14 protein-coding genes are annotated in these 14,682 nt (G+C 73.9%); 5 read left to right on the top strand and 9 right to left on the bottom strand.

All coding sequences use genetic code 11. From position 1 onward, the window contains the following. Genes QM792_RS17290 through QM792_RS17280 form a run of 3 tightly spaced genes read right to left on the bottom strand, consistent with a single transcriptional unit; the run spans position 1 to position 3,141 of the window. Positions 1–900, bottom strand: coding sequence for an alpha/beta hydrolase (locus QM792_RS17290; RefSeq protein WP_415151343.1), 900 nt, complete (start codon positions 898–900; stop codon positions 1–3). A gap of 31 nt (positions 901–931) precedes the next feature. Next, entirely contained in the window at positions 932–2,422 is a 1,491-nt protein-coding gene (locus tag QM792_RS17285) for a sensor histidine kinase (protein ID WP_415151342.1), read from the bottom strand. A 2-nt stretch (positions 2,423–2,424) separates the two neighbouring features. Continuing rightward, complete coding sequence (locus tag QM792_RS17280) at positions 2,425–3,141, bottom strand: winged helix-turn-helix domain-containing protein (RefSeq protein ID WP_415151341.1); 717 nt, start codon at positions 3,139–3,141, stop codon at positions 2,425–2,427. Between the two features lie 123 nt (positions 3,142–3,264). Between QM792_RS17280 and msrB the strand changes: the two genes are divergently transcribed. From msrB to msrA, 3 genes are read left to right on the top strand one after another with little or no spacing between them, the layout of a single operon-like run. Then, on the top strand, positions 3,265–3,753 hold the full coding sequence (gene msrB / locus QM792_RS17275; protein WP_415151340.1) for a peptide-methionine (R)-S-oxide reductase MsrB: 489 nt from the start codon (positions 3,265–3,267) through the stop codon (positions 3,751–3,753). Positions 3,754–3,763: 10 nt separating this feature from the next. Further along, complete coding sequence (locus QM792_RS17270; RefSeq protein WP_415151339.1) at positions 3,764–5,554, top strand: cytochrome c biogenesis protein DipZ; 1,791 nt, start codon at positions 3,764–3,766, stop codon at positions 5,552–5,554. Positions 5,555–5,561: 7 nt separating this feature from the next. Next, positions 5,562–6,272: a peptide-methionine (S)-S-oxide reductase MsrA gene (gene msrA / locus QM792_RS17265; protein WP_415151338.1), complete on the top strand. Its 711-nt coding sequence runs from the start codon at positions 5,562–5,564 to the stop codon at positions 6,270–6,272. A gap of 283 nt (positions 6,273–6,555) precedes the next feature. Here the strand turns inward: msrA and QM792_RS17260 are convergent, their stop codons facing one another. The 6 genes from QM792_RS17260 to QM792_RS17235 all read right to left on the bottom strand — a co-directional run bounded on the left by QM792_RS17260 (position 6,556) and on the right by QM792_RS17235 (position 11,128). After that, entirely contained in the window at positions 6,556–7,866 is a 1,311-nt protein-coding gene (locus QM792_RS17260) for a DUF2325 domain-containing protein (RefSeq protein ID WP_415151337.1), read from the bottom strand. 99 nt (positions 7,867–7,965) lie between these two features. Beyond that, positions 7,966–8,649, bottom strand: coding sequence for a sulfate/molybdate ABC transporter ATP-binding protein (locus QM792_RS17255; protein WP_415151336.1), 684 nt, complete (start codon positions 8,647–8,649; stop codon positions 7,966–7,968). Next, positions 8,646–9,320 carry a molybdate ABC transporter permease subunit gene (gene modB, locus QM792_RS17250; protein ID WP_415151335.1) on the bottom strand — a complete coding sequence of 225 codons (675 nt, stop codon included), beginning with the start codon at positions 9,318–9,320 and terminating at the stop codon, positions 8,646–8,648. The genes QM792_RS17255 and modB overlap by 4 nt, the downstream gene beginning before the upstream one ends. Positions 9,321–9,339: 19 nt before the next feature. Then, entirely contained in the window at positions 9,340–10,098 is a 759-nt protein-coding gene (gene modA / locus QM792_RS17245) for a molybdate ABC transporter substrate-binding protein (protein ID WP_415151653.1), read from the bottom strand. Between the two features lie 131 nt (positions 10,099–10,229). Beyond that, a complete protein-coding gene (locus tag QM792_RS17240; RefSeq protein ID WP_415151334.1) occupies positions 10,230–10,508 on the bottom strand; it encodes a hypothetical protein in 279 nt (92 codons plus the stop codon). Positions 10,509–10,516: 8 nt separating this feature from the next. Continuing rightward, the gene (locus tag QM792_RS17235; protein ID WP_415151333.1) at positions 10,517–11,128 is read right to left on the bottom strand and encodes a cytochrome c oxidase subunit 3; all 612 of its coding nucleotides are present in this window, start codon (positions 11,126–11,128) and stop codon (positions 10,517–10,519) included. A 121-nt stretch (positions 11,129–11,249) separates the two neighbouring features. On the opposite strand from QM792_RS17235, the gene QM792_RS17230 reads away from it, so the two are divergent. Next, positions 11,250–13,235, top strand: coding sequence for a heavy metal translocating P-type ATPase (locus QM792_RS17230; RefSeq protein WP_415151332.1), 1,986 nt, complete (start codon positions 11,250–11,252; stop codon positions 13,233–13,235). A gap of 29 nt (positions 13,236–13,264) precedes the next feature. After that, positions 13,265–14,662, top strand: coding sequence for a class II fumarate hydratase (gene fumC, locus QM792_RS17225; RefSeq protein ID WP_415151331.1), 1,398 nt, complete (start codon positions 13,265–13,267; stop codon positions 14,660–14,662). The last annotated feature ends 20 nt before the right edge of the window (positions 14,663–14,682 follow it).

Below are 14,682 nucleotides of genomic sequence, written 5' to 3'. Positions count from 1 at the left end.
TCAGGGCTGTTCGACGGAGAACAGCATGCCGCGCGCCAGCGCCGGCAGCCAGACGCTGCCGTGGTTCTCGCCGGCCAGCTCGTGGTAGGCGACGCGCCCGGCCCAGCCCGGCAGCTCGCGCAGGCGCGCGACCGCTTCGCGCGCCGGTTCGATCATGCGCCGGCCGGCGATCATCGCGCGCACGTCGGGCGGGTAGTTGCCCTGGGGCGGATCGTCTTCCAGCGCGCCGACGCTGATCTGCACACGCGGCAGCGCGGCGGGTTCGAGCCGCGACAGCGCAGGCAGGCCGCCGAGCACCTGCCGGTCGCGCCACCAGATCGACGGGCTCGACGCGAGGTAGGTGCTGAACGCCGCGGGCCGCGTGGCGAGCGCATGCAGCACGAACAGCCCGCCGAACGAATGGCCGAACAGCGCCTGGCGGCGCGTGTCGACGCGGTGCCGGGCCGCGATCATCGGCTTCAGTTCGCGCTCGATGAAGTCGAGGAAGGCCGTGGCGGCGCCTTCGGTGGCCTCGACATCGGCGCGATCGGCGCCGGGTGTGTAGTCGCGCCGCCGCGCGGGCACGTCGAAGTCGTCCTCGCCCGGGTAGCCGATGCCGACCACCAGCGGCGGCACGTGGCCGGTCACCGCGCGGCGCGCCGCGACGTTGCGGGCCAGGAAGGCCGCCACCGGAAAGGTCGCGTTGCCGTCGAGCACGTACAGCACCGGGTGGCCGGCCTCTGGCACCGGCCCCGGCGGAACGGCGACGAAGACGCGGTAGCGGTGGCCGGTGGCGGCCGCCCGAACGTCGAGCTGGCGCGCCGAGGACGGCAGCGTGACGCTCGTCCAGTCCGCCTGCGCGGCCCGCGCCGGCAGCACGAGGACGGCCAGCGCGAGCGCACAGCACCGGAGGTGGTTCATCGGGTCTCGGGGAATAGAATAAGAATGATAATCATTGTAGATGGCGAGGCGCGGCCGCCGGCAGCGAGAAGCCGAAGCGCGCACCGGTGCCCGGGCCGTCGAGCAGCGTGATCGTCTGGCCGTGCAGTTCCAGGATGCGGTGCACGATGCGCAGGCCCAGCCCGCCGCCGCGGCGCGCGCCGCCGGGCCCGAACGAGCGCTGGAACAGGCCGTCGCGCAACTCCGGCGCCACGCCCGGGCCGCTGTCGGCCACCGTGACGCGCAGCGCCGCGCCCCGCGCGGCCATGCCGACCTCGATGCGCCCGCCTTCGGGCGTGTGGCGCAGGGCGTTGTCCAGCAGGTTGCTCAGCACGCGCTCGATCATGCCGAGGTCGGCGCGCGCCGGCGGCAGGCGCGGCGCGAACACGGCCTTCAGCTCGATGCGCCGCGCCTCGGCGCGAAGCGCGAACTTCTGGAACACGTCCTGCACCAGGTCGGCCATCGAGAAGTCTTCCGGCTCGGGCTGCACGAAGCCGTATTCGAGGCGCGCCAGCTCGAACAGGCTCTGCGCCAGCTCGCCCACCCGGCGGCTCTGCTCGATGGCGATGCCGAGGTAGCGGCGGCGCTGCGCGGCGTCGAGCTGCGCGTCCTTGAGCAGCAGCGTCTCCAGGTAGCCGTGCAGCGAGGCCAGCGGCGTGCGCAGGTCGTGCGACACGCTGGCGATCAGCTCGCGGCGCTCCTGGTCCTGGCGCTTCAGGGCCTGCCACTGCTCGCCGATGCGCGCCACCATCTGGCGGTAGGCGCCGGCCAGCACCGCGATCTCGTCGCCGCCGTGTTCGGCCGCGCGCGCCGGCGCGGCCGGCAGGTCGGGCGGCGCGCCGTGGATGTCGAAGCGCCGCAGCGCGTCGGTGAGGCGGCGCAGCGGCCGCGTGATCAGCGTGAACGCCACCAGCCCCGCGGCCAGGCACAGCAGCGCCACCAGCGCGATCGACCACAAGGCGGTCTGCAGCACGGCGCCGGCCGAGCCGCGCGCGGCGACCAGGTCGTGCGCCTCGCCCAGCAGCACGACGTAGATGAAGCCGACGTCGCGCCCGTCCACGCGCAGCGGCGCGGCGCTGAACACCTTGCGGCCGTCGGCGCTGCGCGGGTCGTCGCCGAGGATGGGCAGCATGCCGCCGTCGAGCAGGCGGCGTAGCGGCGCCAGGTCGACGCGGTCGCGCCGCAGCCGCCCGCGCGGCGCGGCGTGCCCGGCGATGCGGCCGTCGGGTTCGAGCAGGTAGACCTCCACGCTCGGGTTCACCACCATCAACTGGCCGAAGAACTCGCGCACCGCGTCGGGGCGCAGGCCGTTCGCGTCGGTGAGGCTGGCGTTGCGCGCGATGCTCACGGCGAGGTCGCGCGACAGCGCCTGCACAACCTCCTGCTCGTGCATGCGGTTCGAGCGCAGTTGCAGCCAGGCCGAGGTGCCGCTGCACAGCAGCAGCAGCAGCGCGAACACCGCCGCGAGGCGCTGCGTCAGCGTCGGCCGCCAGTGGATGCCCATGCTCAGGCGCGCTCCGCCGGGTCGGCGAACTTGTAGCCGTGCCCCCACACCGTGAGGATGCGCGCCGGCTGCGCCGGATCGGCCTCCACCTTGGCGCGCAGCCGGTTGATGTGGGTGTTGACGGTGTGCTCGTAGCCCTCGTGCCGGTAGCCCCACACCGCATTGAGCAGTTCCATGCGCGAGAACACCTTGCCCGGCTGGCGCGCGAAGAAGTACAGCAGGTCGAACTCGCGCGGCGTGAGGTCCAGGCGCGCGCCGTCCAGCCGCGCCTCGCGCGCCAGCGGGTCGATCGCCAGCCCGCCCACCGACAGGCGGCCCGCGTCGAGCCGGGCGTTGTGCGCCAGCGCCTCGGCGCGGCGCAGCAGCGCCTTCACGCGCGCCACCAGCTCCAGCATCGAGAAGGGCTTGGCCAGGTAGTCGTCCGCGCCGATCTCCAGGCCCAGGATGCGGTGCATCTCGCTGGCGCGCGCGCTGACGATGATGATCGGCGTGTAGCGCGCCGTCGCACGGGCGCGGCGGCAGATCTCGAGCCCGTCCACGCCGGGCAGCATCAGGTCGAGCACCAGCGCGTCCCAGCCGCCGTGTTCGAGCTGGCGCAGCCCCTCGTCGCCGCGCGCGCAGTGCAGCACCTCCAGCCCCTCGTCGCGCAGGTGCAGCGCCAGCAGCTCGGCGATGTGGGCATCGTCCTCGACGATGAGGACACGGCGTGGGCTCGTCATCGCCCGCATTGTGCGCAGCCGCGAATTCCGGGATGTCACGGATCATTTAACTTTGCGTGAGGACTCCGGGAGCGGCTCTCGCGTACGCTTCCACCCGTCACCGCGAATGAAAGGCACACCGCCATGAGCACCCGACGAGACCTGTTGCGCGCCGCCGCCGGCGGCGCGGCGCTGCTGGCGGCCGGCGCGCCCGCGCGCGCCGCCGGCCCGGCCGAGACCTTCGAGGTCAGCTACACCGAGGCGCAGTGGCGCGCGCGGCTCACGCCGGCGCAGTTCGCCGTGCTGCGCATGGAAGGCACCGAGCCGGCCGGCAGCAGCCCGCTCGACAAGGAGCACCGTGCCGGCACCTTCGCCTGCGCCGGCTGCGCGCTGGCGCTGTTCTCGTCGCGCGCCAAGTTCGACAGCGGCACCGGCTGGCCCAGCTTCTGGAAGCCGCTGGACAAGGCCGTCGCCACGCGCACCGACCGGCGCTACGGCATGGTGCGCACCGAGGTGCACTGCCGGCGCTGCGGCGGCCACCTCGGCCACGTCTTCCCCGACGGTCCGCCGCCGACCGGCCTGCGCTACTGCATGAACGGCCTGGCGCTCGCCTTCGTGCCGCAGCCGGCCTGAGCGGCGCGCCATGCTGCTGATCCTGCTGGCCTACCTGGGCGGCGTGCTGACCATCGTCAGCCCCTGCATCCTGCCGGTGCTGCCCTTCGTGTTCTCGCGCGCCGGCCAGCCCTTCGCGAAGAGCGGCGCGCCGCTGCTGGCCGGCATGGCGCTGACCTTCGCGCTGGTGGCCTCGCTGGCGGCGGTGGGCGGCGGCTGGGTGGTGGCAGCCAACCAGTACGGCCGCTGGCTGGCGCTGGCGCTGGTGGCGCTGTTCGCGCTGACGCTGCTGTGGCCGGCGCTGGCCGAGCGGCTGGCGCGGCCGCTGGTGGCGGCGGGGGAGCGGCTGTCGCAGCGTGCCGATTCGGAAGAGGGCACACCCCGGCCGGGCGCGTCGCTGCTGCTGGGCATCGCCACCGGGCTGCTGTGGGCGCCGTGCGCCGGGCCGATCCTGGGGCTGATCCTCAGCGGCGCGGCGCTGCAAGGCCCCAGCGCCGGCTCGACGGCGCTGCTGCTCGCCTACGCGGCCGGCGCGGCCAGCGCGCTGGCGGCGGCGCTGCTGCTCGGCGGGCGCGTGTTCGCGATGCTCAGGCGCTCGCTGGGCGCCGGCGCGTGGCTGCGGCGCGGCCTGGGCGCGGCGATGCTGGCCGGCGTGGCGGCGATGGCGCTGGGGCTGGACACCGGCGTGCTGGCGCGGCTGTCGCTGGCCGGCACCGGCGAACTGGAGCAGCGCCTGGTCGAGCGGCTCGGCGGCGCGCCCGAAGGCGGCGCGATGGCGATGCGCGGCGACCCGGGGGCGATGATGATGCAGGGCCCGGCGATGATGTCCGCGAGCGCCGCCGCGGCGGCCGCGCCGCCCGACGAAGGCATGGCGCCCGCGCTGGACGGCGCGACGCAGTGGCTGAATTCGCCGCCGCTGAGCCACGCGGAACTGCGCGGCAAGGTCGTGCTGATCGACTTCTGGACCTACTCCTGCATCAACTGCCTGCGCGCGCTGCCCTACGTGAAGGCCTGGCACGAGCGCTACCGCGACCAGGGGCTGGTGGTGATCGGCGTGCACACGCCCGAGTTCGCCTTCGAGCGCGACGCGGCCAACGTCACGAGGGCGATGAAAGAGCTGGGCATCGCCTACCCGGTGGCGATCGACAACGGCTACACGATCTGGCGCGCCTTCGGCAACCGCTACTGGCCGGCGCACTACCTGATCGACGCCGGCGGGCGGCTGCGCCACCACCACTTCGGCGAGGGCGAGTACGCCGAGACCGAACGCATGATCCAGCACCTGCTGCGCGAGGCCGGCGCGGCGCAGGTGGCGCCGGGCCTGGCCGAAGTGCATGCGCAAGGCGTGCAGCGCGCCGCCGACATGGACGTGGTGCGCTCGCCCGAGACCTACCTCGGCTACGCGCGCGCCGAGAACTTCGCCGCGACGCCGCAGCCGCGGCACGACCAGGACGCGGCCTACACGCTGCCGGCGCGGCTGCCGCTCAACGCCTGGGGCCTGGCCGGCCGCTGGCGCGTCGGCGCCGAGAGCGCGGTGCTGGCCGGCGCGCCGGGGCGCATCGTGTTTCGCTTCCAGGCGCGCGACCTGCACCTCGTGCTCGGCCCCGGGCCCGACGGCAGGCCCGTGCGCTTCAGGGTCAGCCTCGACGGCCAGCCGCCGGGCGCGGCGCACGGCATGGACGTGGCGCCCGACGGCAGCGGCACCGTGACCGAACAGCGCCTGTACCAGTTGATCCGCCAGCCGGGCGAGGTCGGCGAGCGCAGCTTCAGCATCGAGTTCCTCGACCCGGCCGTCTCGGCCTATGCCTTCACCTTCGGATGACACCGCCATGACCGTCTGCACGCCCGCGGCGCCGCGCCGCGCCTTTCTCCAGCGCCTGGCGCTGGCCGCGGCGCCGTTCGCGCCGGCCTGGGCCCGCGCGGCCGAAGCGGCGGTGAAGATCCCGCCGCCGGCGCAGGACCTGCCGCCCGGCATGGGCATGCAGAAGGCCGTCTTCGCCGGCGGCTGCTTCTGGGGCGTGCAGGGCGTGTTCCAGCACGTCAAGGGCGTGCGGCGCGCCGTCTCGGGCTACAGCGGCGGCAGCGCGGCCAACGCCGCCTACGAGCTGGTCAGCGGCGGCGGCACCGGGCACGCCGAGGCGGTGGAAGTCAGCTACGACCCGGCACAGGTCAGCTACGGCACGCTGCTGCAGATCTTCTTCTCGGTGGCGCACGACCCGACGCAGCTCGACCGCCAGGGCCCCGACGTGGGCCCGCAGTACCGCTCGGCGATCTTCCCCAGCGGGCCGGCGCAGGCCAAGGTGGCGCAGGCCTACATCGCCCAGCTCGACGCGGCGCGGCTGTTCGGCCGGCCGATCGCCACGCGCATCGAGAACGCCAGCGGCTTCTTCCCGGCCGAGGTCTACCACCAGGACTTCATGACCGAGCACCCGCAGCACCCGTACATCGTGGTCAACGACCTGCCCAAGGTGAAGCAGCTCGAGCGGCTGTTCCCCGAGCGCTTCCGCGCCGAGCCGGTGCTGGTCAAGCGCGCGCGCTGACCCGGGGCCCGCGCCCTAGGGCCTGTTCACCCTACGGATGCCAGTGCGAACGGACCTGGCAGGGCGCAGGGCAAGGCGCGCGACGACGCCAAGCCTGGACGGCTTGGCTAGGAGCGCAACGCCGCGCTGCGCCCTGCCAGGCCCGTTCCCTGCGGGTTGCCCCGACAAAGCCCGCGCGCGGCGTTGCAAACCTTGCCCAGGCGTCCAGCCTGGGCTGCGCTTTGCGCCTTGCTCGCGGGCTTTGTCGGGGCAACGCATCTGGCATCCGTAGGGTGAACAGGCCCTAGCCGTGTTTCAGGCAGGGCCCCGCGCCGCAGCCGCAGCCCGCCGGCGCGGCGAGGCGGGCCCAGGCGTCGACGGCGGCGGCGAAGCTGGCCACGCTGGCGCTGCGCAGCGGCAGGAAGGGCAGCGACTGGCGCAGGCAACTGCGCTTCAGCGCGAGCGCCGAATCGTGGTCTATGCAGTCGACCGGAAACACCACCAGCGAGGCCCAGGCCAGCGCCGCGCCGAGCAGGCCCTTGCGGTCTTCGATGCCGCCGTCGTGGCGCTGGAACTCGCCGCCGTGGCGCGTCACCAGGTCGCGGATGGCGGTGCTCGAACTGGGCCGCCCGCCGACGTAGAGCACGCGCCGGCCGCGCAGCGCGGCGGCCAGCGCCGAGGGCGCCTCCTCGCCGCCGGCGCTGCGCGAGCGCAGCTCGGCCTCGGAGGCGGCCAGCTCCTGGCCCAGCTCGGCGGCGTGCTCGCGCAGCCGCGCCAGCTCCTGCTCGACGCGCTCCAGCTCGGCGGCCAGCGTGCGCGCCCTGTTCTCGGCTTCTTCGCGGCGGCGCGTCTGCCAGGCCACCGCGCGGGTCAGCGCCTCGGCGCCGTCGTCGTCGCCCGACGGCGCGGCCGACTTCAGCGAGGCTTCGAGCTGCGCGCTGCGCACCTCCGAGGCGGCTCGGGCGGCGCGTTCGCGCTCGCGTTCGTCGAGCAGCTCGGCGAACTTCTCCTGCTGCCGATCGGCGCGTTCGCGCAGCTCGGCGTTCTCCTTCTCGAGCGCGACCAGCCGCCGGATGTCGGCCCGGTTGGCCGCGCCGACCAGGTGCGACAGCATGTGCACGTCGCCGAAGGCCTTCTGGCGCAGCTCGGGCGGGCTGCGGCGGTGCGTCAGCACGGCCCAGTAGGCGCCCGGCACCTCGCCGCTGGCCAGCGCCTGCTGCCACAGCGCGGCCAGCCCCGCCTCGTCGCGCAGCTTGCCGAAGCGCTGCACGCTGGCGTCGTGGCGCCGGTCCAGCGCCTTGTGCAGCGCGCGCGCCACCTCGTGGTTCTGCGAGGCCAGGCGCACCGCCTCGTGGTGCACCTCCAGGTCGGACAGCCCCTGGACGTGGATGAACTTGGCCATCAGCTTGCGCAGCTCGGCGGTCGACAGGCAGGTGCCGATGATCGAGCAGTGCAGGTGCGAGTCCATCTCGCCGAGCTTCAGGCGCGCGGCCGGCGCGGCGTCCTCGCGCGCGGCCTGCGGCAGCGGGGACTCGTCGGCGCAGGGAATGTCGGTCTGGCCGACCCAGGTCGCGGCCGAGGGCAGCAGGGCGGGGCGGAACGGGGGTTGCTGCATGGTGGCGCTCGCGGGTGGTTTCGCAGGGGGATTCGATATGTTTTCAAGAATATATCGCAAGCGGCGTTCCGTGTCGGCGGCGCGCCGCCCGGGCGGCGTTCAGGCCGTGCTGCCGGCCCGTCCTTCCTCGATCTGCACCACCTGCTGCGCGAGGCTGCGCACGTCGTCGTCGTCGTGCGTGATCAGCAGCAGCGGCAGTTGCAGCGACACCTGCAGTTCGAGCAGCTCTTCGCGCAGGCGCTGGCGCAGGCCCTTGTCGAGCGCGGCGAAGGGCTCGTCGAGCAGCAGCGCGGTCGGCTGGTTGACCAGCGCGCGCGCCAGCGCGGTGCGCTGGCGCTGGCCGCCGGAGATCTGGTGCGGGTAGTGCCCGGCCACGCCTTGCAACTGGAACTGCTCGATCCAGCGCTCGGCCGCCGGGTCGGACGCGGCGCGTGTCGGGTTGCGCCAGCCGCGACGCAGCCCGAAGGCGATGTTCTGGCGCACCGTCAGGTGCGGAAACAGCGCGTAGTCCTGGAACACGAAGGCCAGCCGGCGCGCCTGCGGCGACAGCGACACGCCGGCGGCGCGGTCGAACAGCACGCGCCCGGCGACGCACACGCGCCCGTCGTCGGGCGTCACGATGCCGCCGATCATGCGCAGCGTCTGCGTCTTGCCCGAGCCCGAGGGGCCGTACAGCACGACACGCTGCGCGTCGCAGCGGAACTGCAGGTCGAGCGTGAAGCGGCTCGCGCCGTGGCGCAATTGCTTGCGCAGCGCGACGTCCCAGACCGCGCCGCCGCTCATGTGCGCGCCGCCACGCGCCCCGGCGCCAGGCGGCCGGCGCTGAGCAGCACGGCGATGCAGGTGATGGAGGTCACCGCGACGAGGTAGTTGGCGGTGTCGTCCTGGCCGGCCTGCACGGCTTCGTAGACGGCGATCGACAGCGTCTGCGTCTTGCCGGCGATGCTGCCGGCCACCATCAGCGTGGCGCCGAACTCGCCGAGCGCGCGCGCGAACGACAGCAGCAGCCCGGCGAGGATGCCGCGCCAGGCCAGCGGCAGCGAGACGCGGAAGAACAGCGCCGCCTCGCTGACGCCCAGCGTGCGCGCCGCGTCCTCGAACTGCGGCTCGACGTTCTCGAACGCCGCGCGCGCCGCCTTGAACACCAGCGGGAAGGAGACGATGGTCGCGGCGATCACCGCCGCCTGCCAGGTGAAGATCAGCCGGATGCCGAAATGCTCGAACAGCCACGCGCCGATCGCGCCGCGGCTGCCGATCACCACCAGCAGGTAGTAGCCCAGCACCGTGGGCGGCATCACCATCGGCAGCGTCAGCGCGGCGTCGAGCAGGTCGCGCCCGGGAAAGCGCCAGCGCGCCATCACGAAGCCGGTGCCGACGCCCAGCACCAGGTTCAGCGCGGTGGCCCAGCCGGCCACCTTCAAGGTCAGCGCGAGCGCGACCCAGGCACCCGACATGGCGGCCGCGCGCCGAGGCTCAGGGCTTGCCGAAGCCGTACTTGGCCAGCACCGCCTGCGCCGCCGGCGTGAACAGGAAGTCGACGAACTTCGCCGCCTCGGCCGGGTTGGGCGCGCCGGCCAGCGTCGCCACCGGGTAGAGGATGGGCTTGGCGGTCGGCACGGTGAAGGCGACCTTCACCTTGTCGGGCATGATGGCCGCGTCGGTGGCGTAGACGAAGCCGGCATCGACCTCGGCGCGCGCCACGTAGTCGAGCGCCTGGCGCACGTTGTTGGCGCCGATCATCTTCGGCTCGATCGGGCCCCACAGATTCGCCGCCTCCAGCACGCCCTTGGTGTAGCGGCCCACCGGCACGCTGGCCGGCAGCCCGATGGCGATGCGCGGGTAGCCGTTGTCGGCCAGTTCGCCGAGCGCCTTGGGCACCTTGGTGGCGGCGGTCGGCACGATCACCACCAGCGCGTTGGAGACCACGTCGCGGCGCTGCTCGGCCTTGACGAGGCCCTGCGTCTGCGCCTGGTCCATGGTTTCCTGGTCGGCGCTGACGAACACGTCGGCCGGCGCGCCCTTGGCGATCTGCGCCAGCAGCGCGCCCGAGGCGCCGAAGTTGAGCTGCAGCTTCGCGCCCGGATGGGCCGCCTCGAACAGCGGCGCGATGTCGCGCAGCGCGTTGGTCAGGCTGGCGGCGGCGGACACCGTCACGTCGCCGGCGTGCGCGGCCAGCGAGACGAGCGAAGCGGCGGCCAGCGCGAACGCGCGGGGGAAGCGGCGGAAGTTCATCATGGTGGCGTCCGGTCGGGTCCGTTCAGGATGCGTGATGTTCGAGTATATACATCGACCGCCTCCACCCGCCGCCGCCAGCATGCGCTGGTAGTCCTTGCGGTACTGCCGTGCCGGCCGCGCGCCTCGCCTCAGCCGAGCCAGCCTTCGCGCAGGGCGCTGACCGCCAGCGCCAGCGGCGCCAGCGCCGCGAAGCCGCGGATCAGCCGCGCGAACACCGGCCCGGCCTGCGCCGCGTGCAGGTAGTGGCGCACCAGCAGTTCGGCCTTGAGTGCGCACAGCGCGGCGACCACCAGCCCCATCGCCACGCGCGCGCCCGGCGCCGCGCCGTGCGCCGAGGCGGCCACGCCGGCCAGCGTCAGCGCCAGCAGCGCGAGCCAGGTGAGGGTGGCCGGGTCGGGGCGTTTCATCGTGCGGCTCAGGCGAAGGCGTAGAACAGCGCGAACAGCATCAGCCACACCAGGTCGGTGGCGTGCCAGTAGGTGGCCAGCGCCACCAGGCCGCGGTGCTCGTCCGCGCCGTAGGCGCCGGCGCCGAAGCGCGCCAGGCACCATGCCATGCCCATCAGCCCCCAGCTCGCGTGGATGAAGTGGTTGATGGTCAGGTACCAGTAGACGACCACGAAGATGCCCGCGCCGGCCGTCAGCCCGTGCGCCAGGTTCCATTGCCACTCGAACACCTTGAGCGCCGGATAGGCCAGGCCGGCGAGCAGCGCCAGCGCGAGGCAGGCCATCGCGGCGCGGCGCCGGCCGTCGCGCATCGCGGCGAGCATGCGCGTCAGCAGCCAGCCGCTGGTGACCATCGCCACGGTGATGCCGACGCCGCCCCAGGTCCACAGCCGGTGCGCGCCGTCGCGGAACTCCTGCGGGTGATGCCAGCGCGCGGTGAAGTAGACGACGAAGAACACCGCGAACTCGACGAATTCGAGGCAGATGCCGACCCACATCGCGCGGTAGCCGGGCAGGTCGCGCGGCGCCGCGGCCCGCGGCTGCGTGTCGGCGGTCATCGTCAATGCCGGTGCGTTGGCCATGCCGCATCATCGGCCGGGCCGGCGTGCGCCACAAGGCGCCGCATGGCGCGTTGTTGATCCAGGCCAGATGCCGCGCCGCCGCGCTTGACTCTGGAGCGGCTTCAGGGTTTGCAATCGCGGCATGGGCCACGACCACCCTCACCGTCCCCCCCTCGACGCCTGCTGCGGCGCCTGCGCGCCGGCGCACGACGAGCCGCACGACCACCACGACCACGCGCACGACCACGCCGGCGGCGGCGCCGGCACACCGCGCCTGGCCGCCGCGCTGCTGCTGGCGATCGTGGCCGAGCTCGTCGGCCACGTCGTACCCGACACGCTGCCGTGGCGCGGCCTCGGCCTGGCGGTGGCCGGCGCCGCGATCTGGCTGGCCGGCTTCGATGTCTACAAGGCCGGCCTGGCCGCGCTGCGGCGCGGCCGCCTGAACATAGCCGCGCTGATGACGGTGGCCGTGACCGGCGCCTTCGCGATCGGCCAGTGGCCCGAGGCGGCGATGGTGATGGCGCTGTACGCGATCGCCGAGGCCATCGAGGCGCGCGCCGTCGGCCGCGCGCGCCGCGCCATCCAGGGCCTGCTGGCGATGGCGCCGGAGGTGGCGTCGCTGCGCCGGCCCGACGGAAGCTGGGCCAGCGTGCCGGTCTCGGAGGTCGGCGTCGGCGCGACGCTGCGCGTCAAGCCCGGCGAGCGCGTGCCGCTGGACGGCCGCGTGAGCGCGGGCAGCAGCAGCATCGACCAGGCGCCGGTCACCGGCGAGAGCATCCCGGTCGACAAGGGCGTCGGCGACGCGGTGTTCGCCGGCACGATCAACGCCTGGGGCACCCTCGAGATCGAGGTCACGGCACCGGCCTCGGACTCGACGCTGGCCCGCATCATCCACGCCGTCGAGCAGGCGCAGGCCACGCGCGCGCCGACGCAGGGTTTCGTCGAGCGCTTCGCGGCCGTCTACACGCCGGCGGTGTTCGCCGTCGCGCTGGCGGTGGCGCTGCTCGGGCCCTGGCTGGCCGGCTGGACGTGGCTGGCGGCGATCTACAAGGCGCTGGTGCTGCTGGTCATCGCCTGCCCCTGCGCGCTGGTGATCTCCACGCCGGTGAGCATCGTCAGCGGCCTGGCCGCGGCGGCGCGGCGCGGCATCCTGATCAAGGGCGGCATCCACCTCGAAGCGGCGCGCCGGCTGAAGGCGGTGGCGTTGGACAAGACCGGCACGCTCACCGAGGGCAGGCCGACGCTGGTGGCGTGGAGCGTGCTCGACGCCGGCGCCGACGCGGCGCGCATCGAGCACGTGGCCGCGGCGCTGGCCTCGCACTCCGATCATCCGGTGTCGCGCGCCATCGCCGCCGGGCTGGCGCCGAACCGCGTCGAGGCGCGCGACTTCCGCGCCATTGCCGGGCGCGGCGTCGAGGCCGCGGTCGAGGGCGCGCGTTACGTGCTCGGCAACCACCGCCTGATCGAGGAGCGCGGCCAGTGCTCCGCGGCGCTGGAGGCGCGGCTGAAGGCGCACGAGGAGGCCGGCCGCACGGTGACGCTGCTGGCCGGCGACGACGGCGTGCTGGCGCTGTTCGCGGTGGCCGACACGCTCAAGCCGCATGCGCGCGAGGCGGTCGAGTCGCTGCGCGCGCTGGGCATCGAGCCGGTGCTGCTCAGCGGCGACAACCAGGCCACCGCCGCCGCCGTGGCGCGCGAGGCCGGCATCGCCGAGGCGCGCGGCAACCTGCTGCCGCAGGACAAGCTGGACGCGGTCGAGGCGCTGCGCCGCGCGCACGGCCCGACCGCGATGACCGGCGACGGCATCAACGACGCGCCGGCGCTGGCGCGCGCCGACATCGGCATCGCGATGGGCGCGGCCGGCACCGACATCGCGATGGAGGCGGCCGACATCGTCGTGATGAACGACGACCTGCGCCGCATCGCCGAGACGGTGCGGCTGTCGCGCGCCACGCACGCGGTGCTGTGGCAGAACATCGTGCTGGCGCTGGGCATCAAGGGCGTGTTCCTGCTGCTCGCGATCGCCGGCGGCGCGACGATGTGGATGGCGGTGTTCGCCGACATGGGCGCCAGCCTGCTGGTGGTGGCCAACGGGCTGCGCCTGCTGGGAAAGGCCGGACGCGACTGAGGGTTCGGCGTTTGGCGCATGATGGCCGCATGACACGAGCCACACGCACCGAGCACGACAGTTTCGGCCCGATCGAGGTATCGGCCGACCGCCTCTGGGGCGCGCAGACGCAGCGCTCGCTCGAACACTTCGCGATCTCCGGCGAGCGCATGCCGAAGGAACTGCTGCGCGCGCTGGCGCGGGTCAAGGGCGCGGCGGCCGAGGTCAACGCGGCGCTGGGCGCGCTCGACGCGGCCAAGGCCGACGCGATACGCCGCGCGGCGCAAGAGGTGCTCGACGGCCGCCACGACGACGAGTTCCCGCTCGTGGTCTGGCAGACTGGCTCGGGCACGCAGAGCAACATGAACATGAACGAGGTGCTGGCCAATCGCGCCTCGCTGCTGCTCGGCGGCGCCGTCGGGCCGGACCGGCGGGTGCATCCGAACGACGAGGTGAACCGCGGCCAGTCGTCCAACGACGTGTTCCCGACCGCGATGAGCGTCGCCGCGGTGCTGGCCGTCGAAGGCGCGCTGCTGCCCGCGCTCGACGCGCTGCACGCGACGCTGGCGGGCAAGGCGCGCGCGTTCGCCGGCATCGTCAAGATCGGCCGCACGCACCTGCAGGACGCCACGCCGCTGACGCTGGGCCAGGAGGTCTCGGGCTGGGCCGCGCAGCTCGCACAGGCGCGCCGCCACGTCGAGGCCGCGCTGCCGCACCTGCGCGAGCTGGCGATCGGCGGCACCGCGGTGGGCACCGGCCTGAACGCGCACCCCGAGTTCGGCGAGCGCATGGCGCAGGCCTTGTCGCGCGCGTGCGGCACGCGCTTCGTCGGCGCGCCCAACAAGTTCGAGGCGCTGGCCGCGCACGACGCGATCGTGCACGCGCACGGCGCGCTCAAGGGCCTGGCCGCGGCGCTCGCGAAGATCGCCAACGACGTGCGCTGGCTCGCCAGCGGCCCGCGCGCCGGCCTGGGCGAGCTGCGCATCCCCGAGAACGAGCCGGGCAGCTCGATCATGCCGGGCAAGGTCAACCCGACGCAGTGCGAGGCGCTGACCATGGCCTGCTGCCAGGTGCTGGGCAACGACGTGACGATCGCCGTCGCCGGCGCCTCGGGCGCCTTCGAGCTGAACGTCTACAAGCCGGTGATCGCGAACGCGATGCTGCAGAGCCTGCGCCTGCTGGCCGACGGCATGCGCAGCTTCGACGCACACTGCGCGCGCGGCATCGAAGCCGACGAAGCGCGCATCGCCGAGCTGGTGCAGCGCTCGCTGATGCTGGTGACGGCGCTGAACCCGCACATCGGCTACGACAAGGCCGCCGAGATCGCCAAGCGCGCGCACCGCGAGGGCATCTCGCTGCGCGAGGCGGCCATCGCCTCCGGGCACCTCGGCGCCGAGCAGTTCGACGCCTGGGTGCGGGCCGAGCGCATGGTCGGGCCGGAGGGGTGAAAGGAGCACAACCGTTCGGG

Origin of the sequence: Piscinibacter sp. (assembly GCF_047600445.1) — a bacterium.
GTDB lineage: Bacteria > Pseudomonadota > Gammaproteobacteria > Burkholderiales > Burkholderiaceae_C > Piscinibacter.
Note: the sequence above shows the minus strand (reverse complement) of the source record. Positions and strands in the feature narration are given on the sequence as shown.

Coding starts and splice junctions, on each gene's coding strand:
- QM792_RS17290 (WP_415151343.1), bottom strand. CDS start 900: ATGAACCACCTCCGGTGCTGTGCGCTCGCGCTGGCCGTCCTCGTGCTG.
- QM792_RS17285 (WP_415151342.1), bottom strand. CDS start 2,422: ATGGGCATCCACTGGCGGCCGACGCTGACGCAGCGCCTCGCGGCGGTG.
- QM792_RS17280 (WP_415151341.1), bottom strand. CDS start 3,141: ATGACGAGCCCACGCCGTGTCCTCATCGTCGAGGACGATGCCCACATC.
- msrB (WP_415151340.1), top strand. CDS start 3,265: ATGAGCACCCGACGAGACCTGTTGCGCGCCGCCGCCGGCGGCGCGGCG.
- QM792_RS17270 (WP_415151339.1), top strand. CDS start 3,764: ATGCTGCTGATCCTGCTGGCCTACCTGGGCGGCGTGCTGACCATCGTC.
- msrA (WP_415151338.1), top strand. CDS start 5,562: ATGACCGTCTGCACGCCCGCGGCGCCGCGCCGCGCCTTTCTCCAGCGC.
- QM792_RS17260 (WP_415151337.1), bottom strand. CDS start 7,866: ATGCAGCAACCCCCGTTCCGCCCCGCCCTGCTGCCCTCGGCCGCGACC.
- QM792_RS17255 (WP_415151336.1), bottom strand. CDS start 8,649: ATGAGCGGCGGCGCGGTCTGGGACGTCGCGCTGCGCAAGCAATTGCGC.
- modB (WP_415151335.1), bottom strand. CDS start 9,320: ATGTCGGGTGCCTGGGTCGCGCTCGCGCTGACCTTGAAGGTGGCCGGC.
- modA (WP_415151653.1), bottom strand. CDS start 10,098: ATGAACTTCCGCCGCTTCCCCCGCGCGTTCGCGCTGGCCGCCGCTTCG.
- QM792_RS17240 (WP_415151334.1), bottom strand. CDS start 10,508: ATGAAACGCCCCGACCCGGCCACCCTCACCTGGCTCGCGCTGCTGGCG.
- QM792_RS17235 (WP_415151333.1), bottom strand. CDS start 11,128: ATGGCCAACGCACCGGCATTGACGATGACCGCCGACACGCAGCCGCGG.
- QM792_RS17230 (WP_415151332.1), top strand. CDS start 11,250: ATGGGCCACGACCACCCTCACCGTCCCCCCCTCGACGCCTGCTGCGGC.
- fumC (WP_415151331.1), top strand. CDS start 13,265: ATGACACGAGCCACACGCACCGAGCACGACAGTTTCGGCCCGATCGAG.